The organism is Cupriavidus phytohabitans (assembly GCF_000426345.1).
Classification (GTDB): Bacteria; Pseudomonadota; Gammaproteobacteria; order Burkholderiales; family Burkholderiaceae; genus Cupriavidus.
The window spans coordinates 113461-139757 of record NZ_AUFE01000008.1 but is presented as its reverse complement, the minus strand read 5'-3'; the positions used below and the strand labels follow the sequence as shown (position 1 = coordinate 139757).

The window sequence follows — 26297 nt, the reverse complement described above, 5'->3', positions numbered from 1 at the left end:
GGAGACAGCAGGAATGAACGAACAAGCGTTCTTCGAAGACCTGGAAGCCCGGCATCGCAAGATCTGGCCCGCCGGCCTGCCCACCGCCCCGGCCTATCCGCACGGCGAAGCGCCGCTGGGCGACTACCTGCGCGCGTGGGCGCGCAAGCGGCCCCGCCATCCCGCGCTGGAGTGGTACGGCGCCACCGTCACCTATGCCGAACTCGACGACCTGTCCGAGCGCTGCGCCGCGCGGCTCAGGGCCGACGGCATCGGCGCAGGCGACCGGGTCGCGGTGATGATGGGCAATTGCCCGCAGTTCCACGTGGCCTTCTACGGCATCCTGAAACTGGGCGCGGTCTATGTGCCGGTCAACCCGCTCTTCAAGGAACACGAACTGGTCTACGAGCTGAACGATGCCGGCGCCACCACCATCATCGTGCAGGACCAATTGGCGCCGCTGCTGATGTCGGTGCGCGCGCAGACACGGTTGCGCACCATCTACACCACCAGTGCGGGCGCGATGCTGCCGGACCAGCCCACGCTGCCGCTGCCCGCCGGCCTGGATGCGCCGCCGCTGGAGGTGAAGGGTGCCACCGACCTGCTGCACGCGCTGCGCCAGACCGGGCCGGCCGGCGCGCTGCCGCCGGTGGACCTGGACGCGCTGGCCGCGCTCAACTACACCGGCGGCACCACCGGCCTGCCCAAGGGCTGCATGCACACGCAGCGCGACATGGTCTACACCGCGGCGGCCTCGTACGCGATGTCCGGCAGCGCCGACGCCGGCAGCCTGGCAGAAGGCTCCGACGAGGTGATGCTCAACTTCCTGCCGATGTTCTGGATCGCCGGCGAGAACCTCGGGCTGATCAGCCCGGTCTTCAGCGGTGCCACCCTCGTGCTGCTGGCGCGCTGGGATCCGGTGGCGGTGATGGCCGCGATCGCGCGCTATCGCGTCAACCGCACCTTCCTGGTGGTGGACAACGCCGTCGAGCTGATGAACCACCCCGACGCCGGCGGCTACGACCTGAGTTCGCTGCAGCACACGCGCGCCGCCTCGTTCATCCGCAAGATCACGCCCGACATACGCCAGCGCTGGCACGCGCTCACCGGCAGCATCATTGCCGAGGGCGCGTGGGGCATGACCGAGACCCATACCAGCGACACCTTCACCACCGGCATGCAGGCCGACGACATGGACCTGCGCGGCCGCCCGGTCTTCGTCGGCCTGCCCGTGCCGGGCACGCGCATCAAGATCTGCGACTTCGACACCGGCGCGGTGTTGCCCATCGGCGCGGAAGGCGAAATCGTGGTGAGCACCCCGTCGCTGCTCAAGGGCTATTGGGGGCGCCCGGACGTCGACGCCGAAGTGTTCCGCGACGGCTGGTTCCGCACCGGCGATATCGGCGCCTATGACGAGGCCGGCTACCTGCACTTCCTCGGCCGGCGCAAGGAGATGCTGAAGGTGCGCGGCATGAGCGTGTTCCCCTCCGAGCTGGAAGTGCTGCTGTCGCGCCACCCGGCGGTGCTGGGCTCGGCCGTGGTGGGCCGCGCCGACGCGGACAAGGGCCAGGTGCCGGTGGCCTTTATCCGCCTGCGCCCGGAACATGCCGACGGCACCTCCGCGGACACGCTGCACGCCTGGTGCCGCGAGCAGATGGCGGTCTACAAGGTGCCCGAGATCCGCATCCTGCCCGAGTTGCCGCTGACCGCCACCGGCAAGGTGCGCAAGGTCGAGCTGCAGGCATTGCTGGACGCGGAAGCCAGCCGCTGACCGCGCGGCAATCCGCGCCGCGCTGGCGTGCCCCGACGGGGCGCGCCACGCAGGCGGCTGGCGGTCAACGGCAAACCGAGGAGCCAACGGCCATGCATGACCGATCCACACCGGGCGGCGCCGCCAAGGCGGACCGCCACTTCGTCACCGCGCTGGCGCGCGGGCTGGAAGTGCTGGCCTGCTTCCGCACCAGCGACCGCGCGCTGGGCAACCAGGAGATCGCCGAGCGCTGCCGGCTGCCCAAGTCCACGGTGTCGCGCCTGACCTCGACGCTGACGCGGCTGGGCTACCTGGCGCACGAACACGGCAGCAGCAAGTACAGCCTGGGCACGGCCTGCCTGCGGCTGGGCAGCGCCATGCTGTCGCGGCTGGATATCCGCAAGGTGGCCCGTCCGCTGATGCAGGAACTGGCGGATTTCTCCGGCGGCACGGTCTCGCTGGGCACGCGCGACCGCTTCTCGATGATCTATGTGGAGCATTGCCGCAGCGCCGAGGCCATCGCACTCACGCTCGATACCGGCTCGCGCATCCCGGTGGCCACGTCGGCCATCGGCCGGGCCTGGCTGGCGGTGGTGCCGCCGGAGCAGCGGCAGGACTTCCTGGAGCAGGTGCGAGAGATCGACGACGTGGCGTGGCCGCGGCTGCTTCGGGGCATCGAGCAGGCGCTCGCCGACCACCGCGCGCTTGGCGTGGCCTGCTCGATGGGCGACTGGCAGAAAGACGTCCACGGCATTGCGCGCGGCTTCGCGCCGGGCCATGGCATGGCGCCGATGGCGATCAACGTGGGCGGGCCGGCGTTCCGCCTGTCCCCGTCGTTCCTGCTCGACGAGGTGCGCCCGCGCCTGCTGGACGTGGTGCGTCAGCTCGAGAACAGTTTCCCGCGTTGAGCGGGCCCGTTCTTCATACCAACCACGCCGCATCCGACGGCGCCACAGGAGGAGACACCATGCAACCGAAATTGACCGACGCCGCCCGGCGCCGCCTGCTGGCCGGCATGCTGGCCGCAGCCACCGTGCCGGTGACGGGCGCTGCGAATGCAGCGCCTCCCTCGGCGGCCACCCCGGCAGCCTCACCGTCGCTTTCGGCGCGGAATCCACCACGCTCGATCCGGTCAAGATCTCTGCCGGCGTCGACCACTATTTTGTTGGCCAGATCTTCGAGATGCTGGTGCGCCGCAATGCCGCGCTCAAGGACGAGAACTGGCTGGCTGAAAGCTGGAAGCTGGAGACCGGCAAGGATGGCAAGCCGGTGCTGGACGTGCAACTGCGCAAAGGCGTGCGTTTCCACAACGGCGACCCGCTCACGGCCGAAGACTTCGAGTTTTCCTGGCAGCGCCAGCGCGACCCGAAGGGCAGCTTCTTCTCGCACTACGTCTCGTCGATCGAACGCTTCGAGATCGTCGACCCACACCACTTCAAGCTGCATTTCAAGGAGCCCGATGCGCAGTTCATCGTCGGCAACATGCAGCTGTGGGCGATGCCCAAGAAGTACATCCAGAAGGTCGGCGAGGAAGAATTCGCGCGCAAGCCCGTCGGCACCGGCCCGTGGAAGTTCGTCTCGCGCACCGTCAAGGACGAGCTCAAGCTGGAAGCCTTCGACGGCTACTGGAACAAGGAAAAGCGCCCGGGCGTCAAGGAACTGACCATCAAGGTGATCCCCGAGGATCTGACCCGGGTGGCGGCGTTCAAGACCGGCAAGGTCGATTTCATCGACAATGTGCCGCCCTCGATGGTCGATGAGTTCAAGAAGATGCCGGGCGTGAAAACCGTCACGCTGGTGAGCGGCAACAACCTCTTCCTCAACTTCAACACGCAGATGCCGAAGTCGCCGTTCAACGACGTGCGCGTGCGGCAGGCGGCGGCGCATGCGATCGACGTCGACGCCATCATCAAGCGCGTGCTGTTCGGCCAGGGCGAGCGCTACGCGCAGGTGGGCAGGGAATCGAACGGCTACGATCCCGCGCTCAAGCCCTACCCGTTCGACCAGAAGCGTGCGCGCGAGCTGCTGAAGCAGGCGGGCTATCCCAACGGTTTCGACACGCCCTGCTACAACCTCACCACGCCGCGCGAGCCGGGCGTGAAGGAAGTCGGCGAAGCCATGTACGCCTACCTGAGCTCGGTCGGCATCCGCTGCCAGGTGCGCAACCTGGAATACGGAGCGTGGATCAGCCTTGGCAAGCGCGGCCGCTCCGGCCCGCCCGAAATGGATGGCGTGCTGAGCTGGATGTGGTCGCAGGGCCTGCCCGGCGACCCCGGCCTGGCGTGGTCCGGCCACCTGCACAGCTACCAGGGCGGCGGCGGCTGGGGCACTTACTCCTACACCAACGACCCCGAGGTCGATGCCCTGGTCGAGAAACAGCGCCACACCATGGATCCCGCCGCGCGCACCGCGTTGCTGAAGCAGATCGCGCGGCTCAAGCAGGAGCGCGTGCTGGGTGGGCTGCCGACGTACCGGCCGCTGGTGACCTTTGCCTGGCGCGACAACAAGATCGATTACGTGCCCTGGCCCATCCGCGACTACTGGCGCTCGTTCCAGGAAGTGAGCTGGAAGCAGCGCTGACCCGCCGCCGCGTCCGCCACGCGCCGCGTGCGCGCCGGACGCGGCATCCCCGCTGACGCCATCCCCACGGAGCCTGTCATGCCCATCGCGAAACGCCTGCTGCACGGACTGATCAGCATACTGGGCGCGAGCGTGATCATCTTCCTGATCTCGCGCCTGTCCGGCGACCCGCTTGCCCTGCTGTTGCCGGCCGATGCGCCGCCCCAGGTGATCGAGCAGACCCGGCAGCACCTCGGCCTGGACCAGCCGCTGGTGGCGCAGTACCTGGTCTTCCTCAGCCATGCCGTCACCGGCGACTTCGGCAACTCCTACCGCTGGCAGGAGCCGGCACTTGGCCTGATCCTGGAACGTCTGCCGGCCACGGTGGAACTGGCGCTGGCCGCGCTGGGCTTCTCGATCGCGATGGCGGTGCCGTTCGGCGTGCTGTCGGCGGTGTACCGCGGCTCATGGTTCGACCGCTTCGCCAAGGTCTTCGCCATGCTCGGGCAGGCCATGCCCAACTTCTGGGTCGGGCTGCTGCTGATCCTGTTCTTCGCGGTGCAGTTGAACTGGCTGCCGGCATTCGGGCGCGATTCGTGGAACAGCCTGGTGCTGCCAGCGATCGCGCTGGGCTGGTATCCGGTGGCGGCGCAGACGCGGGTGGTGCGCTCGGCCATGCTCGACGTGCTCGACAGCGACTACATCCGCATGGGCCGCGCCATGGGCCTGCCGGAAGGCGTGCTGGTGTGGAAGTACGCGCTGCGCAATGCGGCGATCCCGCTGGTCACCATCCTCGGCGTGTATTTCGCGGCGATGCTGGGCGGCGCTTTCGTGGTGGAAGTCATCTTCGCCTGGCCGGGCGTCGGCCGCACCGTGGTCGAAGCGGTGTTCGCGCGCGATTTCCCCGTGGTGCAGGCGGGCGTGATGCTCACCTCCGTGCTGTTCGTGCTGTCCAACCTGCTGGTCGACCTGAGCTACGGACTGATCGACCCGAGGATCCGCCATGCCTGAGATCGCCATCCCTCCCGCATCCACGGCGGCGCCGCTGGCCCGCAAGCGGCGCCGGCGCGAGCTGGGCACCCTGCCCTGGTTCGCGCTGGCCGTGTTCCCGCTGCTGCTGGCCTGCGCCATCGGCGGCGAAGCGCTGCTGCCGCACGACCCCAACGGCCTCGACCTCGGCCTCGCATTCCAGCCGCCGGCATGGCTGCAAGGCGGCAGCTGGGCTTATCCGCTCGGCACAGACAACATGGGCCGCGACCTGCTCAGCCGCATCATGGCCGGCACGCGCATTTCGCTGGTGGTGGCGCTGTACGCCATCCTGATCTCGGGCGGCATCGGCACCGTGGCAGGCATGCTGGCCGGCTACTTCGGCGGGCGCCTCGACGCGCTGATCATGCGGCTGGTCGATATCCAGATGTCGATCCCGGCGCTGGCGCTGGCACTGGTGCTGGCCGCGGTGCTGGGCCCGGGCTTCGAGACCGTGGTGCTGGTCATCGTGATCACCTACTGGACCTGGTACGCGCGCATCGTGCGCGGCGAGGTGATGTCGCTGAAGCAGCGCGACTACGTGGCGCTGGCGCGCGTGGCCGGCTGCGGCACTGTCACCATCTTCCGCCGCCACCTGCTGCCCAACCTGCTCAATACGCTGCTGGTACTGGCCACGCTGCAGGTCGGCCAGGTGATCATCTTCGAGGCCTCGCTGAGCTTCCTCGGCCTGGGCATCCAGCAACCCGACGTGTCCTGGGGCCTGATGCTGGCCGACGCGCGCAACTACATCACCAATGCATGGTGGGCCATCACCATGCCGGGGCTGGCCATCATGGCGACCTGCCTGGCGTCCAACCTGCTGGGCGACTGGCTGCGCGACCACTTCGACCCGAAAAGGAGACAGCTATGAACGGCACCAGCCAGGACATGACGCAACAACAAGCTGTCCCCGTCGCGCCGGGTGTCCGCGACGTCGCCGCGCCGATGCTGTCGGTGCAGGGCCTGACCACGCATCTCGACCTGCGCCGCGGACTGGTGCGCGCGGTGGACGGCGTGGACCTGCACGTGCACGAGGGCGAGACGCTGGGCGTGGTGGGCGAGTCCGGCTCGGGCAAGTCGATGACGATCCTGTCGATCCTGCGCCTGCTGCCGCGCGGCGCGCAACTGGGCGGCAAGGTCCTGCTCGACGGCACCGACCTGCTGCAGCTCCCCGAGAATGCCATGAGCCGCGAGTACCGCGGCCGCAAGATCGCGATGATCTCGCAGGACCCGCTGACCTCGCTGAACCCGGTCTTCACCGTCGGCGACCAGGTTGGCGCGCCTTTGCACTACCACGGCCGCGCGGACAGCCGCGAGGCGCGCCGCCGCCAGGTGGTGCAGGTGCTGGAAAGCGTGCGCATCCCCTCCCCACAGACGCGGCTCGACGACTACCCGCACCAGTTCAGCGGCGGCATGCGCCAGCGCGTGGTGACCGGCATGGCGATCGCCAGCGCGCCGCGGCTGCTGGTGGCCGACGAGCCCACCTCCGCGCTGGACGTGACCATCCAGGTGCAGATCATGGCGCTGTTCCGCAAGATCCAGGCTCAGACCGGCGTCGGCATCATCCTGATCACGCATGACCTCGGTGTGGCCGCCAGCATCTGCCATCGCGTGGCGGTGATGTACGCGGGGCGCATCGTCGAGACCGGCGACGTGCGCACGCTGTACAAGCGGCCCGCCCATCCCTATACGCAGGCGCTGCTCAAGTCCATCCCGCACTTCGGCGAAAAGCGCGAGCGGCTGTATGCAATCCCCGGCAGCCCGCCCAGCCTGATCGATCCGCCGCACGGCTGCCGCTTCGCCGCGCGCTGCCCGCACCGCAAGCCGCTGTGCGACGACGCCTATCCGCCCGAGATCGAGCTGGAATCCGGCCACAAGGTCAGTTGCTGGCTGGCTTCGGCCGGTTAAGCCCCACGCGCTCAGGAGGCCCCATGCTGCTCGAAGTCCAAGACCTGAAGAAGCACTTTCCCGTACACGGCGGCGGCACGGTGCGCGCCGTCGACGGCGTCAGCTTTGCCGTCGATGCCGGCCAGACCTACGCGCTGGTGGGCGAGTCCGGCTGCGGCAAGACCACCATCGCCAGGCAGTTGCTGCTGCTCGAGCGCCCCAGCGCCGGCACCATCCGCTTCGACGGCCAGGACGTGCTCACGCTCGGCCGCAAGGGCGTGCTGGCCTACCGGCGCCAGGTGCAGGCGGTGTTCCAGGATCCGTCCTCGTCGCTCAATCCGCGCCTGAAGGTCGGCATGCTGCTGGCCGAGCCGCTCCTCGCGCACGGCCTCGGCGGCAACCGTGCGGCGCTGCGCCGGCGCCTGCTCGAGCTGCTGGAGATCGTCGGCCTGCCGCCCGGCGCGCTCGACCTGTATCCGCACGAGTTCAGCGGCGGGCAGCGCCAGCGCATCGCGGTGGCGCGCGCGCTGGCGCTGCAGCCGCGGCTGATCGTGCTGGACGAGCCGACCTCGGCGCTGGATGTGTCGATCCGCGCGCAGATCGTCAACCTGCTGGCGGACATCCAGCGCAGTTTCGGTATCGCCTATGTGATGATCGCGCACGACCTGGCGCTGGTGGAGCACTTCAGTTCGGCGGTGGGCGTGATGTACCTGGGCAGCATGGCCGAGAGCGGGCCGAGCCCGGCGGTGTTCGGCGCGCCGCGCCATCCGTACACGCAGGCGCTGCTCGGGTCTGCGCCGCGGCCGGATCCGGACCACCAGCCGGCCGAGGGGCTGATCCTGGGCGAGATCGGTTCGGCACTGAACCCGCCGCCGGGCTGCAAGTTCCATCCGCGCTGCCCGCGCGCGGCGCCGGCATGCGGCAAGGACCTGCCGCGCCTGCGGCAGCTGGCCCCGCATGGCGATGGCAAGCCGGTGCATGTGGCGGCCTGCCACCTGCTGGTGTGATCGCCACGGTTCGGTAGCCGCAATCGCAACGGGCGACGGCTCAGGGCCGCCGCGCCGGCCTCAGCCGCCCTGCATCCTCGACGGATCGTCGCTGCGCGAAGTCGTCGTCACCGTGCCATCGGTGCTGAAATGCACGTTGAAGAAGGCCTTGTCGGTCGATGTCTCCATCCAGCGGTAGCCCCACACCTCTTCCTTTTTCAGCGCGAAGGCCTCGACCTTGGTTGGCTTGCCCAGCAGGCGGCGGATATCGTCCTTGCTCATGCCGGCGCGCACGCGCGCGAAGTTCTCCGGCGTCAGCACCTGCTCGATGCGCGCGACCTTGCCGTCGGCACCGATGATGACCATCCACGTGGTCGTGCCCTCGGGTCCGCGCGGATATTCCAGCCGGCGGCCGCCGTCGGCCTCTTCCCAGACGATCTCCGGCTTGCCGGCCTGGCGCCGCAGGTCTTCCTCGGTGGACTGGCCGGGCACGATGCCCTTGAACAGCTCGCTGTCAGGCTTGATCGCGTTCCAGGTATTGCGCGCGGTTTCGCCCGCCTTCTTCATCGCTTCATCGACCTTGCGCTGGTCGCAGCCGAACAGCGCAAGCACAGAGGCAATCAGTCCCATGGCGGCAAGGCGTCGCGGCGACGCGTGGTTGGCGGGGCGTAGGTGGGCGGGGCTTGCTTCAGCGGCGCACGGGCTCGGCAATGACTGACGAGGCGGCCTGCGCGGCGCTTTCGGGATCGAGTGTCTGGCCGTCATCCTGGCTCCTCCTGGTGCCGCTGCGGTTCGAGGCGCCCGAGAACAGGATCGCCCAGCTGTCGAAGCGGCGGTTGAACAAGACCGACAATCCGTTGATGGAGCCGCCCTTGGCAATCAGCGACCAGCGCCGCGAGAACTGCCAGGTCAGCTTCACCACGTTGGAGGCCGAGGTCAGGCTCTGCTCATAGCCTACCGCGATCTGGTCGGTGATGGCCTTGCCCATGCTGACCACCTGCTGGTCGTTCAGGCCCGCGGTGCTGGGCCCGATCGAGAACTCGTCGATGCCGAAATGCGAGACGATGCCCTTGCCCGCCTTGCCGCCGATCAGGCCGAGCGCCGCGCCGCCCATCGCGGCACCGCCCAGCTGGCGCTGCTGGCCCGCGGCGGCGCTTTCGGCGCCGTAGCCGAACATCAGCCAGGACAGCTTGTCTTCGTCGGGAACGTTCGGCTCCGACACCAGCCGCACGCGCGGCAGCCGCACCGTGCCCGTGACCTCGACGCCCGCCTCCACTTCCTGGTTGCGGCGCATGGCGCGGATGTTCATGTTCGGGTTGTCGATGGGCCCGTTGAAATTGATGATACCGCGCTCGATGTTCAGCTTGCGGCCGAACGCCTCGTAGGTGCCATCCGTCACGCGCACCGTGCCGACGGCCTTGAGCGGCACCAGCGGTTCGCTCCTGACCCCGAGCTGGCCGGCCAGCAGCAGGTCGGCGCCCGCGCCGCGGAAGCGGAAGTCGTTGCCCAGGTCGACGGTCAGGTCGATCACCGGGCTGAACTTGCTCGCCGGCTTGGTCTCGGGCACGACCGGCGTCGCGGCGGTCTTGACCGCGCGCTGGTCCTTGCGGCGGATTACCACCACGTCGTCGCCCAGCACCGGCGCGCCGGCCTTGGGCAGATCGAACAGGCCGCGGTCGACGCGGAACTTGCCGCGGATCACGATCTGCTTGTTCTCGTTGGCGATGCTGGCGTCGCCCGACACCACCAGCGTGCGTTCCGGGCTGGCAAACAGTTGCAGCTTGTCGGCGACGATCTTGCCGGTCAGGTTGGGATCGGCTTCGCCGAGCTTGACGTTGCCGGTGGCGGTGATCTTGCCATCGCCGCCGTGGAATTCGACGTGCTTCAGCTCCACCGTGTTCTGGTCCAGCGCCACGCGCACGGTGCCATCGGTCAGGCGCAGCCCCAGGTCGTACAGCGTGACGGCGAGGTTGTCGCCATCGACGGTGCCGGCCAGCAGCGGCGCGCCGACCGTGCCGCCCAGCCGCAGCGCGGCGGCCAGGCGCCCGTCGAAGGCATACTGCGGCCCGGTCAGCGCCTCGAGCGATTTCAGTCGTGGCACGTCGATCGTGACGGTGCCCGCCAGCGTCGACGCCGGCCCCACCGTCTGCAGGCCTTGCTCCTGCACCAGCCCCGCCGAGGCATCGACCACCACCTTGCCGATGCGCCCCGACACCATGCCCCCGCGCAGCGCGATGCGGTTGCCGCCCGCCTCGGCGCGCAGGCTGGTCTCGCCCAGGCCCATCGTGGTGAAGCCGCGGCCCGCATTGACCGACAGGTCGCCGCTGCGCCGCCGCACTTCGGCAAATCCGCTCGCGGTCTCGGCCAGCGCCAGGTTCCAGCGGCCGTCGATGACCAGGTCGGAGCGCACCGGCGGCTTTTCGCCGGTAATGGTTTCCATCAGTTCGAGCACGTGGCCGACCTGCAGGCCAATCAGCGTGCCCTGGCTGCGGATGCGGCCATGGTCCCAGTCGAAGCTGTCGATGGCGAGCGTGGCGTTGTCCAGCAGCAGCCGCGTGGCGCCCAGGCGCACGCGCTGGTCCGCGACCAGCAGCTGCGTCGGCGCGGCCAGCCGCAGGCTGACCGTGCTGCGTTCTTCCAGCGTGCGGATGGTGCCGTTCCAGCCATCCGGCCCCTTCCATGCGCCCTGCCCCGCCAGCGCGAGCTGCAATGGCCGGCGGTTCAGGCTGCCGGCCGCCTTGATGTCGAAGACGTGGCTGGCCTGGGTGCCGTTGAGGGTGGCATCGAGCGTGCTGAGGCTGGCCTGCGGCCCTCGGTAGTCGCGCGCGGCCAGTTGCACCGACAGCGGGCCGTCCAGCCCGCCGCGCACTTCGGCGCGGCCGCTGGCAGTGGCCACCTTGTGCGGTCCGACCTCCAGCGCCTGCGCGTTGTAGTCGGCCACCACCTCGGGCTTCTTCAGCGTGCCGGTGATGGTGGCGTCGAGCTTGAGCTTGCCGGCCACGCCGAACTTCAGGCGCTCCAGTTGCGGCGCGTCGACCGCCAGCCTGAGCTGGTCGCCGCGCGCGCCGAAGCTGCCGCGCAGGTTGGCCTGGTTGCCGGCCATGTTGAGCGCGGCCTCGCTCGGCAGCAGCCGCTCGCCGACGAGCCGCACCTTGCCGCCACCGGTCATCGGCAGGCCCGCGTATTCGCTCTCGTGCACGGCAAAATCGAGCGCCACGCCAAGCACCGGGGCAATCTCGCCGCTGGCGCTGAAGTCGGCGTTGATGCGGCCCGCGGCCACCTTGGCGAGCCGCGACGGATCGAACGACGCCAGCTTGCCCTTGAAGCTGAACGGCTGCTTGTCCTTCAGGCCCAGCTTGCCTTCGGCGGTCAGCACGCCGGGGCCCACGGTCGCGCGCAGCGTGGCCAGCGTCACGGTGTCGGCGTCCATGCTGGCATCGGCGAACAGCTTGAGCGCCGCGCCGGACAGGTCCAGCGCCACGCTCTGCCGGCCCGGCTCCATGCGCAGCACCACGGGCCCGGACAGGCTGGCGCTGGTCAGCGAGCCATGCAGCGCGGCCGGGTCGAGCCGGTGCACGTCCAGGTCGAAGCCGCCGCGGCCGTCGCGCAGCGTGCCGCCGCCGGTGATCTCGGCCTTGCCGGTCAGGGCCACGCGCAGGTCGCTGACGGCCTGCGCCATTTCGCTCAGTTCGACATGGGCGCGCACCGACCGCACCGGCAGGCGCTCCTTGTCGAGCGGGCCGGCTTCGAGGTTGCGGATATCGATGTCGCCAGCGACGGCCAGCGGCGCGGGCAGCGCGGGCGGCGGCGCCGCGGCAGGGGCAGATGCTGCAGGTGCCGATGCCGCGGCTGCCGATGCCGCGGGTGCGGAAGCGGCTGGCGGTGCCGCAGCCGCCGCCGCGCCATCCACCGGCCGCAGCTCGGCATGCACCGTCAGGTTGGCCTGCGGCGCGGTGGGGCTGAACAGCCGCGGGTTGATGCCCTCGCCATCGACCAGCAACTGCGTGAACGGCACCTTGCCGAACGGCGTCAGGTCAGCGCCGGCGCGCGCATGGATGCGGTCGCCGTTGGCCTGCAGCTCGGCGCGCAAGGCTTCGAGCGTGCCCCTGGCGGTGGCGTTGACGACAAAGGACTCCTTTTGCCAGCTCGCCTCCAGCAGCGCTTCGGCGCTGAGCGGGAAGGGCGCGCGCGCGCCGATCTGGGCGTTGGTGGCAAGCTTGCCGTACGGCGTCTCCAGCTTGTCGACGCTGACGCGGTGGTGCTGGCCGTCGCTGTGCAGCGCGCCGGACAGATTGGCGAACACCATCGGCTGGGCGGCAGGCGCCGTGCCCTGCAGCAGCGCCAGCCGCTCCAGCGTCAGCGCGTCGACGTCGATCGCCAGCGGCAGTTCCAGCGACTTCGGCATCTGCGCCGGCTCGGTGCTCGGCGCCGACGGGCCCAGCCGGACCTCGGCCTTGCCGATGCGCAGGTAGTCGACGTGCAGGCGGCGCGGTTGCCAGGTCATGGCCCAGCTGCCATCGACGCGGTCCACCGTCACGCGGGTCTGGCCGCTGGCAAAGACCACGTCGCGCAAGCGCAAGCCGTGCGCGACCGTGCCGCCTTCGAGCCGGCCGCTGAGCATGCCGGCCGACAGCCGCGTGGCCAGGGTCCACAGGTGGCGCGTGCCGGCCTCGGTGCTCAGTGCCGCCACGCCGGCGCCGATCAGTGCGATCACCAGGACCAGCAGCACGCCAAGGAACCAGGCGAGCGCGCGCCATACGCGCCGGCGCTTGCGCGGCGCGGGCGGGTTCGGCTCCTCGGGCGTGCCTTCGCCGGGCACGTCGGGCAGGTCGTGGGCGCTCATGCCGGCATCCCGGGCGCGAGGGCGGCCATCAGAACGCGACCCCCAGCGAGATATGCGGCCGGAACTGCTGTTCCTGGATGCCGTAGCCGACGTCCAGCTGCAGCGGCCCCACCGGCGTGCGCCAGCGCACGCCGACGCCCACGCCGTTGTAGATCGTCACGCCGCGCAGGTTGTCGGCGGCCGTGCCCAGGTCCCAGAACACCGCCACGCCCCAGTCCGGCTTGAACCAGTACTGGTACTCCAGGCTGCCGGTGCCAAGGTACTTGGCCGGCAGGATGCTGGAGCCGCTGGGCGTGCCGATCGACTGGTAGGTGTAGCCGCGGATCGAATCGGTGCCGCCGGCGCGGAAACGCAGCGTTGCGGGGATCTGGCCGGAACTGTCGCCGGTCAGGTCAGCGCCCAGTTCCAGCCGCGCCACCACCAGGTCACGCGTGCCCACCGGGATGTACTGGCGGATGCGGCCATAGAGGCGCAGGAAGGTGGCATCGCTGAGGAAGCCGCGGGCGGCCACGCCGATCTGGGTATTGATCACGTTGCCGCGGCGCGGGAAGACCGGGTTGTCGACATCGCGCCGGGTCCAGGCGAAGGCGGGCACCAATGCCTTGCTGATCTGGGCGGCCTGGCCCTCGGGCACCAGCTTGTCGTAGTAGAAATCGAGCGACGTGGTGACATCGATCTTCTCGCGCGAGCGCGAGCGCTTCAGGCCCGCGCGCAGGCTGGTGGTGTCGGTGTTCTCGATATCGATGGTGCGCTCGTAGCTGCTGTACACGCTGTTGCGGTAGGCGCCGCGGGACGGCGGCATCGCGGCCTCGGCGAACATGTAGGTACGCTTCTGTTCGATCCGCGCCTGCGAGTCGAAGGTCCAGGCGCGGTTGAACAGGTTGTAGTAGGAATAGCGTCCTTCCACCTGGGCGCCGGTGTCGGTGGTAAAGCCGACGCCGCCGTTGAGCCGGTGCACCGGGTATTCGCGCACGCGCACCGAGACCGGCGCGGTGACCACGCCGTCCGGCGCCTTGTCGGCATCCGGCGGCGGTTCCAGGTCGACCTGCACGTTGGAGAAATACGGCTGGTTCTGGACGGCGCGCTGCAATTCCAGCAGCCGTTCCACGCGGTAGGGCTCGCCCTCGTTGAGCGGGTTGACGTTGTAGATGATCTGCTCGGGGTAGCGGCGCGTGCCGGTGACCTTGAGCGGCCCCAGCAGGTAGGACGGACCGCTGGCGTAGTGCGCGGACAGGTCGGCACGCAGCTCGTCCGGCTCCACCCGCGCCTGCGACGCGGCCAGCCGCGCGCCGTAGTAGTTGTGGCTTTGCAGCGTCACCAGCGCGTCTTCCTTGGCCTTGTCCCAGTCCGCCTGGCGGAACGGGTCGCCCACCGGCAGGCCCCACTTGGCCTTCATCTCGGCCACCTGCTCGGGCGAGCGCGTCGCCGCCGGCCCGGTCACCTGGACATCGACATTGCGGATCAGCGTGCGCGCGCCCGGGTCCACCGCGACATGGACCACGCGCCCGTCGCCCTCGCCCTCCACGCGCGTGGTGGTGGCCGGGTCGAAATAGCCTTCGGTCGAGGTGAACTGGCGCACCTGCTCGCCCACGGTCTCGACCATGTAGTTGAACTGGTCCTGCGACAGGTCGGCGCGGTCCTTGTAGCGCGACAGGTCGAGGTGCTCTTCGAGCATCTCCTTGATCGGCTTGGGGGCTTCGACCTCTACCTTGTAGGCGCCATGGGCCGCGGCCGGCAGCAGCAGCATCGCAGCGATCGCATACGCGGCCGCGCGCGCCCGCACCGGGAGCGGGGCGATCGGGGCCGGATGCGCCGCATCCGGCATGTCTGGGCGGCCCCGGCGGGCTGTCGTCCTGGCCAGGTCGATCCTCATCCGTTGTTGTCGCCGGGCGCCTCGGGCACACGGTCAGCAGAGATAGCGGTGTCTTTCGGCATCGCTCTTTGTCCACACATGCGAAGTCGGTATTTGACCACACACAGGCCTGCGGCCGGAATCTTCCTACCCCAGGAAGCCGCCGGCGGGCCCAAATACGTCCCCGCGACGGGCCGATACTGTAAAATCCTGCCCCACTGTATCCATTACGCGCCCCAAGCGGCGCATACGGTTTCACCATGGCAATGTACGAATCCGAGATCACCCAGTTCCTGAAGCAGCTCAAGCAAGAGCGCCCGACGCTCGAGGCCGAGCAGCGCGACGGCCGCGCCCTGCTGTGGGACAAGGCGCCGATCGACCTGGAAGAGCGCGCCCGCGCCCAGGCCTCGCGCGTAGCCCAGAAGCCGTACGTCTACTCGCAGGACAACTGATCCCCGCCAGCACGCCCGGTCACCGGCGATGAGCACAGCCGACCAGGACAAGCTGCCGCTGCCCGTCGCGGTTGCCGGCGCTGCCGACAACCTTGGCGGACCCGGGGAGCCCGCCGACATGGTCGACGGGATGGCCTTCGCGCGCCTGTACGGCGAGCCGCTGTTCAAGCTGCCGCAGGACCTGTACATCCCGCCCGATGCGCTCGAAATCTTCCTGGAAGCGTTCGAAGGCCCGCTGGACCTGCTGCTGTACCTGATCCGCAAGCAGAACTTCAACGTCCTCGACATCCCGATGTCGCAGGTCACGCGGCAGTACCTGTCGTACATCGAGCAGATCCGCAAGACCAACCTGGAGCTGGCGGCGGAGTATCTGCTGATGGCGGCCATGCTGATCGAGATCAAGTCGCGCATGCTGCTGCCGGTCAAGAAGGCCGATAGCGATGAAGACGCCGAGGACCCGCGCGCCGAGCTGGTGCGCCGCCTGCTGGAATACGAGCAGATGAAGCTGGCCGCGCAGCGGCTGGACACGGTGCCGCAGCTCGGCCGCGACTTCCTGCGCTCGCAGGTCTATATCGAGCAGAGCCTGGCGCCGCGCTTCCCGGAAGTCGAGACCATCGACCTGCAGGCCGCCTGGGCCGATGTGCTCAAGCGCGCCAAGCTGAACCAGCACCACAAAATCTCGCGCGAAGAACTGTCGGTGCGCGAACACATGAGCCAGATCCTGCGCCGGCTGCAGCACGCGCGCTTCATGGAGTTCTCGGAACTGTTCGAGGACGCGGTCCGCTCGGGCAAGGGCGTGCCGGTGGTGGTGGTCAACTTTATCGCCATGCTGGAGCTGTCGCGCGAGTCGCTGGTCGAGATCACCCAGGCCGAGCCGTTCGCGCCAATTTATGTGCGATTGGCGTACAGCCCTTCCTGACCCACCCGACGGGCAGGGTCCGCCCCCGCCCCACTTGATCTACAATCCGCCGACAGCCGAAACGATACGCCCGGAAGGCAGAACGCCCCGAGGCCCGGCAAGTCACGGCGCCGCCCCCCGGAGACCGGCGCCACGGGTCACACCCTCACGACAGCACACCTAGCCAGATGAAAGTCATTTCCTCCATCCAAGAGCTGCGGGACCAGCTGCGCGGCCAGAACCGCGCTGCCTTCGTCCCCACCATGGGCAACCTGCACGAAGGCCACCTGTCGCTGATGCGCCTGGCGCGCCAGCACGGCGACCCGGTAGTGGCGTCGATCTTCGTGAACCGCCTGCAGTTCGGCCCCAACGAGGATTTCGACAAGTACCCGCGCACGCTGCAGGACGATATCGAGAAGCTGCAGAAGGAAGGCGTCTATGTGCTGTTCGCGCCCTCCGAGCGCGATATGTACCCGGTGCCGCAGGAATACCGCGTCGAGCCGCCGCACGACCTGGGCGACATCCTGGAAGGCGAATTCCGCCCCGGCTTCTTCAAGGGCGTATGCACCGTGGTGATGAAGCTGTTCTCGTGCGCGCAGCCGCGCGTGGCCGTGTTCGGCAAGAAGGACTACCAGCAACTGATGATCGTGCGCCGCATGGTGCAGCAGTTCGCGCTGCCGATCGACATCATCCCGGCCGAGACCATACGCGATGAAGACGGCCTGGCGCTGTCGTCGCGCAACCGCTACCTGAGCCCGGACGAACGCGCCGAGGCGCCGGTGCTGTACCGCACGCTGCATCAGGTGCGCGACACCGTGCTGGGCAGCGACCGCGCCGGCGCCGACCTGCTGGCGGTGGAGGCCAATGCCGTGGCAGCGCTGGCCAAGCGCGGCTGGAAGCCGGACTACGTGTCGATCCGCAAGCAAGCTAACCTGCAGGCGCCGACGCACGACGAGTTTGTCGCCGGCGAGCCGCTGGTGGTGCTGACCGCCGCCAAGCTGGGCGCGACCCGCCTGATCGACAACCTGGAAATCTGAGCCCGGGCGGGGGTTCGCGGGTTCGCAAAAAAAAAAGCAGGCCGCCGGCCTGCTTTTTTCATGCCCGGCGCATGGCCGCGCGCTGCGCCGTCTTCACGACGTGGCGGCGGTGCCCGCGCCGCCGCTTCCACCAGATCAGCACGCCGGTCAGCGCAAAGGCCAGCGGCGCCAGGCCGAACAGCGTGATGAAGATCCGTCCCGGCAGGCCGAACGCCTCGCCGGTATGCAGCGGGAACAGCCAGTTCAGCAGCGCGTCGCCGGCGGGCGCATCGTGCGGGTCCTTCGCGCCCAGCCGCGTGCCGGTCCAGGCGTCGAGCCAGAGCCGGGTCGCGCCGCTGTCCTTGCGCACCTCGTCCGGCTGGCGCAGCCGCACTTCAAAGGCGTCGCCCGGCTTGCGCGGGAAGCTGATGCGGGTGACCCGAGCGTCGGGATACTGGGACTGCGCCGCCGCCATGATCTGGCCGGCGTCGAGCGGGCGCGCGTCGGGCGCGGGCGGCGCCGAAACATGCTTCGCCGGCGGGGTCACTGTCATTACCCCCGCAACGATCGGCGTCACCCACTTCGGCAGGTTCAGATACCAGCCCGAAAAGGCAATGATGGCCAGCACAGGAGCCGCCAGGATGCCGCCGGCCCGGTGCAGCGAAAAGTTGAAGCGCGACCACGAGCCGCCATGGCTGATCCGGAACGCCTGCGCCCACGCGCGCAGTTTCGTCTTGGGCCACCACACCACCACGCCCACCAGCGTGGTCAGCAGCAGCAGCATGCCCGCCACCCCGATGATCGTCTTGCCGGTCTCGCCGCTGAGCAGGTAGCGGTGCAGGTGGAACAGCGTCGGCAGCAGCAGCCGGCGCGAGACGCCGGGCTCGCCCCACACGCGCTCGCCCTTCACTGCCAGCGTCACCGGATCGACCATCACCTGCCGCGAGCGGCCCTGCACCACGCCCTCCGGCCCCTTGACGGGATACCAGGCGGTGAAGACGCCGTCGTCGTGGGTCGGCAGCATCAGCAGGTTGGGCCTGCCGTACGGCGGCGCGGCCAGGCGCTCGGTCACCGCCTTGACGGTCGCCGGCGTAACGGGGCCGGTAGCGGGCGCCGAGGCGACCAGCAGATCCGGGTTGAGCCAGGCATCGAGCTCATCGCGCCACGCAATGGCCATGCCCGTCAGGCCCAGCAGGACAAAAAGCAGGCCGAGAGTCAGCCCGATATAGAGATGCAGCTTGACGAAGACGACGCGCAGGCGGCCGGTGACCATGGCTTGTGTTTGTGAATGTGGAGCGCTGCAGCGTGCGGCGATATGACCCGAAAGTCATATCGCAACAGAATGCAAATGCGAAAGATTCGCAATTCTAACAGGGAGATGTTGCGGGGAGCCGGCACGATCCACGCAATGGCGGATCGCCAACGTGTGGTCAGCGTTGCAGTGGAGCGAACATTGCTCCCAGGTCGAGATGTGCCGCGAGGGTATCGGCAAGCCGCTCGATCGACGCTTCGCGCAGCGCATCGAGGTCCACTGCCTGCGCCCCATCCAGTCCTGCCCAGCGCAGCAGCGCCTGGCAGCCGGCCGGGTCGTCGAACAGGCCATGGACGTAGGTCGCCAGCACCTGGCCATCGGCCGAGCAGGCGCCGTCGGGACGCATGGTGCCGTCGCCGCGGTCGAGCCACACGGCGGGCCGTTCCAGCCCGGCGCCCGTGGTGACGCCGAGATGGATCTCGTAGCCCCGCACCGGCGCGTCTGCATCCGCCAGCCGCCCGCTGACCTGGCGCAGCTGCTTCTCGGCGGCGAGCGTGGTCTCGTAGTCGAGCCATCCCAGGCCCGCGCTGCTGCCGGCAGGGCCTTCGCGGCCGTCGGGATCATGCACCTGCCGGCCCAGCATCTGCATGCCGCCGCAGATGCCGACCAGCTTGCCGCCGTAGCGCAGGTGCCGCTGCAGCGCCGCCTCCCAGCCGTTGGCGCGCAGGAAGGCCAGGTCGGCGCGCACGCTCTTGCTGCCGGGCAGCACCACCAGGTCGGCGGGCGGGACCGGCATGCCGGGGCCAATGAACCGCAGGTCTACCTGCGGATGGGCGCGCAACGCGTCGAAATCGGTATGGTTGGCGATGCGCGGCAGCACCGGCACGATCACGCGCAGCCGCTGCGCTCCGGCCTTCGCAGCCTGCGTGCCGACGATGGCGTCCTCCGCATCGAGGTGCAGGCCGTGCAGGTATGGCAGCACGCCGAACACCGGCTTGCCGGTACGCGCGGTGAGCCAGTCCAGCCCCGGTTCGAGCAGGCCGATGTCGCCGCGAAAGCGGTTGATGATGAAGCCGGTCACGCGCGCGCGTTCGCTGTCCGACAGGCAATCGAGCGTGCCGACCAGGTGCGCGAACACGCCGCCGCGATCGATATCGGCGACCAGCACCACCGGGCAGTCGACCCGCTCGGCAAAGCCCATGTTGGCGATATCGCGCTCGCGCAGGTTGATCTCGGCGGGGCTCCCTGCGCCTTCCACCAGCACCACGTCATAGGCCTGCTCCAGCCGCGCATGCGAGGCCAGCACCGCCTTCATCGCCTCGGGCTTGTAGGCGTGGTAGGCGCGGGCATCGAGGTCAAGCCGCGCGCGGCCGTGGATGATCACCTGCGCGCCGGTGTCGCTGCTGGGCTTGAGCAGCACCGGATTCATGTCGGTATGCGGCGCCAGCCGCGCGGCCTGCGCCTGCAGCGCCTGCGCGCGGCCGATCTCGCCGCCGTCGGCGGTCACCGCGCTGTTCAGCGCCATGTTCTGCGGCTTGAACGGCGCCACGCGCGTGCCGGCGCGCGCCAGCACGCGGCACAGCCCCGCGACCACGGTGCTCTTGCCGGCATCGGAGGTGGTGCCCTGGACCATCAGCGTGCCGCGCAGGGCACCCGGCGGCAAGGAAAGCGGGGAATCGGTATGCATCGGCGGATTATCTCACCGGCCTCCATGCGAGGGCGGGATGCGAGGGTGGGATGCGGCGGCTACAATACGCGGATGGAAACCCCGGCCATCGCCCCTGAATCCGCCACCGCCAGCGCGGCGAAGCCGCTTGCGGCCGGCACGTCCGGCGCGCGGCAGCTGACGCTGGTGCTGGGCGGCGCGCGCTCCGGCAAGAGCCACTACGCCGAACAGCTGGCAAGCGACCACGCCGGCATCACCGGCGGGCCGGTCACGTATATCGCCACCGCGCGCCAGGATCCCGCGCTGGCCGACCAGGAACTCGAAGTCCGCATCGCGCTGCACCGCGCCCGCCGCCCCGCGGACTGGCGCCTGGTGGAAGAGCCGGTGCGGCTGGCCGATGCGCTCTATGCCAACGCGCGCCACGACGGCTGCATCCTGGTGGACTGCATGACGCTGTGGATGAACAACCTGCTCTTCCCCGACGGCCGCAGCTATCCCGATCATGGGGTAATCACACCACCCGATGCCTTCACCGAAGAAATCGAGTCGCTGCTGACCGCGCTGCCCACGCTGCCCGGCCACGTGATCCTGGTCTCCAACGAGATCGGCTTCGGCGTAGTGCCGATGGGCGCGATCACCCGCTTCTACGTCGATGAACTGGGACGCCTGAACCAGAAACTGGCTGCCGCCGCGGACCGCGTGCGGCTGCTGGTGGCGGGCATCCCGGTCCCGGTAAAGGGCGCCGATCCCGCATGCTGACGCAGGCCTGGCCGGCCTGGCCCGCGTGCGTGGCCGCGGCGCTGGCCGGCGTTCTGCTTGACCAGTGGCTGGGCGAGCCGCGCCGCTTCCACCCGCTGGTGGGCTTTGGCCGCGTCGCTTCGGCCCTCGAACGACGTGGCAACGATCCCGGCCGCCGCGGCGCGCCGTGGCGGCAGCGCGTGGCTGGCCTTGCCTGCTGGTGCGTACTGGTGCTGGTACCGGCGGCGCTGGCATGGTGGCTGGTCGATGCGGCGGCGCGCTGGCATCCGCTCGCGGCACTGGTGCTGCATGCCATCGCGCTGTACGCCGCGCTCGGCGCACGCAGCCTGCACCAGCACATCGCCCCGATCGCCGGCGCCCTTGCGGCTGCTGACTTGTCCACCGCGCGCACGCTGACCGCGCGCATCGTCTCGCGCGATACCGCCAATGCCGATGCCGAAGCGCTGGCGCGCGCCGCCTGCGAATCGGCGCTGGAGAACGGCAACGATGCCGTCTTCGGCGCGCTGTTCTGGTTCCTGCTCGGCGGCGCACCGGCGGTAATCGTGTTCCGGCTGGCCAATACGCTCGATGCGATGTGGGGCTACCGCACGCCGCGGCTGCAATATTTCGGCTGGGCGGCGGCGCGCATCGACGATGCGCTCAACCTCGTCCCCGCGCGGCTGACCGCGCTGTCGTACGCGCTGCTGGGCGCCACCGCGCAGGCGCTGCGCTGCTGGCGCACGCAGGGGCCGGCATGGTCCAGCCCCAATGCCGGCCCGGTAATGGCGGCGGGCGCCGGCGCGGTCGGCGTGCTGCTTGGCGGTCCGGCGCGCTATCACGGCGAGCTGGAACAACGCCCGCCGCTGGGCGCGGGCAGCGCACCCCAGGCGGGGCACGTGCTGGCGTGCCTGCGGCTGGTCCATCGCACCTTGTGGCTGTGGCTGGCGCTTGCGGGCGCCAGCGCGCTGGCCGTACTTGCCATGTCCGCATCGACGTGAGCCCTGCCCTCCCCCCGATCCGCCATGGCGGCAACCTGCTGGCCGCGGTGCACCGCTACGGCCGCGCCGAAGCCGACTGGCTCGACTTGTCCACCGGCATCCATCCCGACGGCTATCCCGTGCCGGCGCTGCCCGCTTCCGCGTGGCAGCGGCTGCCGCAGGACGGGGATGGGCTCGCAGAGCTGGCCGCGCAGGCCTTCGGCGCGCCGCAGGCGTTGCCGGTAGCCGGCTCGCAGGCCGCGATCCGCACGCTGCCAGGCCTGCTGCGGCCGGGGCGCGTCGGGATTGCCGCGCTCGGCTACAGCGAGTACGCACCGGCCTTCGCCGCGCCCGGGCACACGGTGGTGCCGCTGGACGAAGCGGACTTCACCCGCGCGGACCTTGCGGATGCGCTCGACCATCTGGTAGTCGTCAATCCCAACAACCCGACCGCGCGGCTGCTGCCGCCGGCGACGTTGCTGCGCTGGCATGCCGCGCTGGCAGGTCGCGGCGGCACGCTGCTGGTCGATGAAGCCTTTATCGATTGCCTGCCCGCGGCATCGGTCGCCGCGCACAGCGGCGCCGAAGGACTGGTAGTGCTGCGCTCGATCGGCAAGTTCTATGGTCTTGCCGGTATCCGCTGCGGCTTCGTGCTGGCGCACCAGCCGTTGCTCGATGCGCTGCATGAGCGGCTGGGCCACTGGACCGTCTCGGGGCCGGCGCGCGCCGTCGCCCGCCATGCGCTGGCGGACCGCCAGTGGCAGGAAGCCACGCGGGCGCAGCTGCGCCTGTCCGGCGCGCGGCTCGGCACGCTGCTGGCGCGCCACGGGCTGAGCGCCGTGGTGCACCCGTTGTTTTGCTGGGTACCGCATGCCGAGGCGCTGGCGCTGCACGAAGCGCTGGCGCGCGATGGCATCTGGACCCGATACTTCGAAGCCGCCGGCGGTTGCCTGCCAGGCCTGCGCCTGGGCCTGCCGCCTGACCGGCCCGAAAGCTGGCAACGGCTCGATGCCGCGCTGGCCGCCCTGGCCGCTGTAATCGCCTGACCCTCACCATGCACGCACTGAAATCCGCCATTGCCATGACGGTGGTCGCTACCGCCCTGCTTGCCGCACCCTCTGCGCAAGCGGCCGTATCGGTGGTCGACGATGCCGGCCAGACCATTACGCTGGCCCAGCCGGCGCGCCGCGTGGTCTCGCTGGCACCGCACGTGACCGAGATGATCTTTGCCGCCGGCGGCGGCGACCGCATCGTCGGCACGGTCCACTACAGCGACTACCCGCCGCAGGCGCGCGACATCCCGCGTGTCGGCGACAACAAGGCGCTGGACCTTGAGCGCATCGCCGCGCTCAAGCCGGACCTGATCGTGGTCTGGCGCCATGGCAACGCGCAGAAGCAGACCGACCGCCTGCGCGCGCTCGGCCTGCCGCTGTTCTACAGCGAGCCGCGCAAGCTGGCATCGATCCCGGAAAACCTGGAGAAGCTGGGCACGCTGCTCGGCACGGCAACAACCGCGCGCCGCGCCGCCGACAATTTCCGCCAGCAGGTGGAGACATTGCGCAAGACCTACGCCACGCGGCCCCCGGTGACTGTGTTCTACCAGGTCTGGCAGCAGCCGCTGATGACGCTCAACGGCCAGCACCTGGTCAGCGACATGCTGGCGCTGTGCGGCGGGCGCAACCTGTTCGGGGCCGAGACGCCGCTGGTGCCGACGGTGTCGGTCGAGGCGGTGGTGGCGGGCAATCCGGAAGCCATGCTGACCGCGGGCATGGGCGCCACGCGCTCGGACCAGCCGCTGCCCGACTATGCGATGTGGCAGCGCTGGAAGCAAATCACCGCGGTGGCGCGCAACAACCTGTTCGTGATCGACGGCGACCTGGTCAACCGCGCCGGCCCGCGCGTGGTGCAAGGCATCGAGCAGATCTGCAAGGACCTCGACGTGGCGCGCAGCCGGCGCCCGGCACGCTGATCAGCCGCCGCGGTTCCACCATTCGAGCCGCGCTCCATCCGGGCCCAGCCGGAAGCGGCAGCTCGCGCCGAAGCCCAGCGTCCAGTTGACCGTCACCGACAGCGGCACGCCAAGCCAGTGCGCGGCGAGCATGCGCATCGGCCCGGCATGGCCGACCACCCACAGGCAGCGATCGTCCCGCACGTCGAGCGCATCGGCCCAGCCGGCAACGCGCGCCATCGCCTGCGCCGGCGACTCGCCGCCATGCGGGCGCGCATGCAGCAGGTCGGCGGCCCACTGGTCCAGCGCAGCGCGGTCGATCGCGTCCCACGCAACACCTTCCCAATTGCCGAAGTCCAGCTCGCGCAACAGCGGTTCGATGGCGATGGCCGGCACGCCGGCCGGCAAGGTCTGTGCCAGCGCCTGCGCTGTCCCGAGCGCTCGCGCCAGCGGGCTGCTGACGATGCGCGCCGGCGCCGGCAGGCCCGTCGCGATCTGCGCGGCAACCGGCGTCAGCGGCGACACCAGCGGCAGATCGAGGCAGCCGTAGCAGGTGCCCGCAGCCACCTCCGGCTGCGCATGGCGGATCAGGACCAGGTCCATGCCGATGCCACCAGGTAGATCAGGATCTCCGCGCACTGCTGGGCCATGCCGAGGCAATCGCCGGTATAGCCGCCGATGCGGCGCACGAAGTAGCGGCCGAGCAGCACGCGCAACACGAGCAGTGCCACCAAGGCCGCCGCGAAGAAGGATGGCGATACCAGCCACAGTGGCGCCGCTCCGCACAGCAGCGCGAACCCCAACCCCACGCCGGCGAGCCGCTGCGCCACCGGCTTGGCCTTGCCTTCCGCACGCACGTACTGCAGCGTGGCGAGGTAGCTGACCGCCATCGCGCGGCTGGCGGCGTGCGCGCCCACCAGCACCGCCAGCAATATCGCCGGCCCGCCCTGCGTGCCGATCGCCACCAGCAGTTGCCACTTGAGCAGCAGCGCCACCGCCAGCGCGATGGCACCGAACGCGCCGATGCGCGAGTCGTGCATGATGCGCAGCACGTCTTCGCGCTGCCATGCGCCGCCGAAGGCATCGACGCAGTCGGCCAGGCCGTCCTCATGAAAGGCGCCGGTCAGCAGCAGCGTGGCTGCCATCCCCAGCAGCACCGCCACGCCGATCGGCCACCACTGCAGCGCGCCCCACGTGACCAGCGCCCCGGCGCCGCCGACCAGCAGGCCTACCAGCGGGAAATAACGCGCTGCGGCATGCAGGTAATGTGGCTCGAATCCGACCCATCGTGCCAGCCGGCCCGGCAGCGGCACACGCGTGAAATAGCCCAGCGCAGTAAAAAAGTAGCGCAATTCACCGCCCATGCCACCGGGACCGGCAGGCGTGGGCGCGGGGTCGGACGGCACGCTCATGCCGAGGCCGTGCTGACGCCGGCGCCGCTGAAGGTCGCCATCTCGTTGAGGAACGCGACCGCGGACGCGAGCAGCGGCCACGCCAGCGCCGCGCCGGTGCCCTCGCCCAGGCGCAGGTCCAGCGCCAGCAGCGGTTCCGCGCCGAAGTGGTCCAGCAGCGCGCGGTGGCCGCGCTCGTGCGAGCAATGCGTGAACACGCAGTACTGCAGCACGTTGGGGTCGATGCGCTGCGCCACCAGCAGCGCGGCCGAGGCGATAAAGCCGTCGACCAGGATCACCATGCGGCTGGCCGCGGCGGCGAGGAAGGCGCCTGCCATCATCGCGATCTCGAAGCCGCCGAACGTCGCCAGCACATCGAGCGGTGCCTGCGCCTCGGCGTGCAGCGCGAGCGCGCCCTCCAGCACCTCGCGCTTGCGTGCAAGGCCCGCATCGTCGAGCCCCGTGCCGCGGCCGATGCAGTCGGCCAGCGGCAGCCCGGTCAGCCGCTGCATCAGGCAAGCGGCGGCGGAGGTATTGGCAATGCCCATCTCGCCGAAGCCGATCACATTGCAGCCTTGCTGGGCATGGCGCAGCACGCGCGCCATGCCGGCGGTCATCGCCGCCGCGGCCTGTTCCGGCGTCATTGCCGGTTCCTGCGCGAAGTTGCGGGTGCCGTCGGCGATGCGGCAGTTGACCAGCCCGGGTGCCGCCGGCAGCGGCACGCGCACGCCCGCGTCGACGATCTCCAGCGCAATGCCGTGCTGGCGCGAGAACACATTGATCGCCGCGCCGCCGGCGAGGAAATTCCGGACCATCTGCGCGGTGACCTCGGCCGGATAGGCGCTGACGCCCGTGTCGGCGACGCCGTGATCGGCGGCAAAGACGATCACCGTCGGCCGCTGCAGCACCGGCCGCTGCGTGCCAAGGATCAGGCCAAGCTGCAGGGCCAGCGATTCGAGTCGGCCGAGCGCGCCGAGCGGCTTGGTCTTGTCGTCGATGGCGGCCTGCAGCGCGGGCCGCAGCGTGTTGTCGAGGGGAGTGATTTCGGGAAACTGCATGGTGCTGTGGTTCTGGAAG

22 protein-coding genes are annotated in these 26297 nt (G+C 69.8%); 14 read left to right on the top strand and 8 right to left on the bottom strand.

What is annotated here, in order from left to right; all coding sequences use genetic code 11:
• Nucleotides 1-13: 13 nt before the first annotated feature.
• The 7 genes from K309_RS0108755 (at nt 14) to K309_RS0108725 (ending at nt 8208) form a co-directional block, all read left to right on the top strand.
• Complete coding sequence (locus K309_RS0108755) at nt 14-1750, top strand: AMP-binding protein (RefSeq protein WP_029046074.1); 1737 nt, start codon at nt 14-16, stop codon at nt 1748-1750.
• A 92-nt stretch (nt 1751-1842) separates the two neighbouring features.
• The gene (locus tag K309_RS0108750) at nt 1843-2637 is read left to right on the top strand and encodes an IclR family transcriptional regulator (protein WP_029046073.1); all 795 of its coding nucleotides are present in this window, start codon (nt 1843-1845) and stop codon (nt 2635-2637) included.
• Between the two features lie 280 nt (nt 2638-2917).
• Complete coding sequence (locus K309_RS36190) at nt 2918-4309, top strand: ABC transporter substrate-binding protein (RefSeq protein ID WP_232232338.1); 1392 nt, start codon at nt 2918-2920, stop codon at nt 4307-4309.
• A 78-nt stretch (nt 4310-4387) separates the two neighbouring features.
• Entirely contained in the window at nt 4388-5299 is a 912-nt protein-coding gene (locus tag K309_RS0108740) for an ABC transporter permease (RefSeq protein ID WP_029046072.1), read from the top strand.
• A complete protein-coding gene (locus K309_RS0108735; protein ID WP_029046071.1) occupies nt 5292-6185 on the top strand; it encodes an ABC transporter permease in 894 nt (297 codons plus the stop codon). Before K309_RS0108740 ends, K309_RS0108735 begins: the two co-directional genes overlap by 8 nt.
• A gap of 17 nt (nt 6186-6202) precedes the next feature.
• Nucleotides 6203-7222, top strand: coding sequence for an ABC transporter ATP-binding protein (locus K309_RS0108730; RefSeq protein WP_051320391.1), 1020 nt, complete (start codon nt 6203-6205; stop codon nt 7220-7222).
• A gap of 23 nt (nt 7223-7245) precedes the next feature.
• Nucleotides 7246-8208, top strand: a complete 963-nt coding sequence (locus tag K309_RS0108725) for an ABC transporter ATP-binding protein (RefSeq protein ID WP_029046069.1) — start codon at nt 7246-7248, stop codon at nt 8206-8208.
• Nucleotides 8209-8268: 60 nt separating this feature from the next.
• Here K309_RS0108725 and bamE read toward each other — a convergent pair whose 3' ends face one another.
• The 3 genes from bamE to K309_RS0108710 are packed head-to-tail and all read right to left on the bottom strand — an operon-like array spanning nt 8269 to nt 14903.
• On the bottom strand, nt 8269-8817 hold the full coding sequence (gene bamE / locus K309_RS0108720; RefSeq protein ID WP_029046068.1) for an outer membrane protein assembly factor BamE domain-containing protein: 549 nt from the start codon (nt 8815-8817) through the stop codon (nt 8269-8271).
• 58 nt (nt 8818-8875) lie between these two features.
• Entirely contained in the window at nt 8876-13030 is a 4155-nt protein-coding gene (locus K309_RS0108715) for a translocation/assembly module TamB domain-containing protein (protein ID WP_029046067.1), read from the bottom strand.
• A gap of 28 nt (nt 13031-13058) precedes the next feature.
• Nucleotides 13059-14903, bottom strand: coding sequence for an autotransporter assembly complex protein TamA (locus K309_RS0108710; RefSeq protein WP_369796401.1), 1845 nt, complete (start codon nt 14901-14903; stop codon nt 13059-13061).
• A 239-nt stretch (nt 14904-15142) separates the two neighbouring features.
• Between K309_RS0108710 and K309_RS0108705 the strand changes: the two genes are divergently transcribed.
• From K309_RS0108705 to panC, 3 genes are all read left to right on the top strand, one after another.
• Nucleotides 15143-15334, top strand: coding sequence for a DUF3460 family protein (locus K309_RS0108705; protein ID WP_029046065.1), 192 nt, complete (start codon nt 15143-15145; stop codon nt 15332-15334).
• Between the two features lie 28 nt (nt 15335-15362).
• A complete protein-coding gene (locus tag K309_RS0108700) occupies nt 15363-16253 on the top strand; it encodes a segregation and condensation protein A (RefSeq protein WP_029046064.1) in 891 nt (296 codons plus the stop codon).
• A 167-nt stretch (nt 16254-16420) separates the two neighbouring features.
• Entirely contained in the window at nt 16421-17269 is an 849-nt protein-coding gene (gene panC, locus K309_RS0108695) for a pantoate--beta-alanine ligase (protein WP_029046063.1), read from the top strand.
• Between the two features lie 58 nt (nt 17270-17327).
• Here panC and K309_RS0108690 read toward each other — a convergent pair whose 3' ends face one another.
• Together K309_RS0108690 and K309_RS0108685 are read right to left on the bottom strand one after the other, a co-directional pair.
• On the bottom strand, nt 17328-18521 hold the full coding sequence (locus K309_RS0108690) for a PepSY-associated TM helix domain-containing protein (RefSeq protein WP_029046062.1): 1194 nt from the start codon (nt 18519-18521) through the stop codon (nt 17328-17330).
• Nucleotides 18522-18678: 157 nt separating this feature from the next.
• Nucleotides 18679-20187: a cobyric acid synthase gene (locus tag K309_RS0108685; RefSeq protein ID WP_029046061.1), complete on the bottom strand. Its 1509-nt coding sequence runs from the start codon at nt 20185-20187 to the stop codon at nt 18679-18681.
• A gap of 72 nt (nt 20188-20259) precedes the next feature.
• On the opposite strand from K309_RS0108685, the gene cobU reads away from it, so the two are divergent.
• The 4 genes from cobU to K309_RS0108665 are packed head-to-tail and all read left to right on the top strand — an operon-like array spanning nt 20260 to nt 23850.
• Entirely contained in the window at nt 20260-20925 is a 666-nt protein-coding gene (cobU, locus tag K309_RS0108680; RefSeq protein WP_029046060.1) for a bifunctional adenosylcobinamide kinase/adenosylcobinamide-phosphate guanylyltransferase, read from the top strand.
• The gene (cbiB, locus tag K309_RS0108675) at nt 20919-21902 is read left to right on the top strand and encodes an adenosylcobinamide-phosphate synthase CbiB (protein WP_029046059.1); all 984 of its coding nucleotides are present in this window, start codon (nt 20919-20921) and stop codon (nt 21900-21902) included. Before cobU ends, cbiB begins: the two co-directional genes overlap by 7 nt.
• A complete protein-coding gene (gene cobD / locus K309_RS0108670) occupies nt 21899-22927 on the top strand; it encodes a threonine-phosphate decarboxylase CobD (protein WP_029046058.1) in 1029 nt (342 codons plus the stop codon). Before cbiB ends, cobD begins: the two co-directional genes overlap by 4 nt.
• A gap of 35 nt (nt 22928-22962) precedes the next feature.
• Nucleotides 22963-23850, top strand: coding sequence for a cobalamin-binding protein (locus K309_RS0108665; RefSeq protein WP_035877077.1), 888 nt, complete (start codon nt 22963-22965; stop codon nt 23848-23850).
• Here the strand turns inward: K309_RS0108665 and K309_RS0108660 are convergent, their stop codons facing one another.
• Genes K309_RS0108660 through cobT form a run of 3 tightly spaced genes read right to left on the bottom strand, consistent with a single transcriptional unit; the run spans nt 23851 to nt 26278 of the window.
• Nucleotides 23851-24432 (bottom strand): histidine phosphatase family protein, encoded by a 582-nt coding sequence (locus K309_RS0108660; RefSeq protein ID WP_029046056.1) that lies wholly within the window; start codon nt 24430-24432, stop codon nt 23851-23853.
• Nucleotides 24417-25241 carry an adenosylcobinamide-GDP ribazoletransferase gene (locus K309_RS0108655; RefSeq protein WP_232232337.1) on the bottom strand — a complete coding sequence of 275 codons (825 nt, stop codon included), beginning with the start codon at nt 25239-25241 and terminating at the stop codon, nt 24417-24419. The genes K309_RS0108660 and K309_RS0108655 overlap by 16 nt, the downstream gene beginning before the upstream one ends.
• A complete protein-coding gene (cobT, locus tag K309_RS0108650) occupies nt 25238-26278 on the bottom strand; it encodes a nicotinate-nucleotide--dimethylbenzimidazole phosphoribosyltransferase (RefSeq protein ID WP_029046054.1) in 1041 nt (346 codons plus the stop codon). Before cobT ends, K309_RS0108655 begins: the two co-directional genes overlap by 4 nt.
• Nucleotides 26279-26297: the final 19 nt, after the last annotated feature.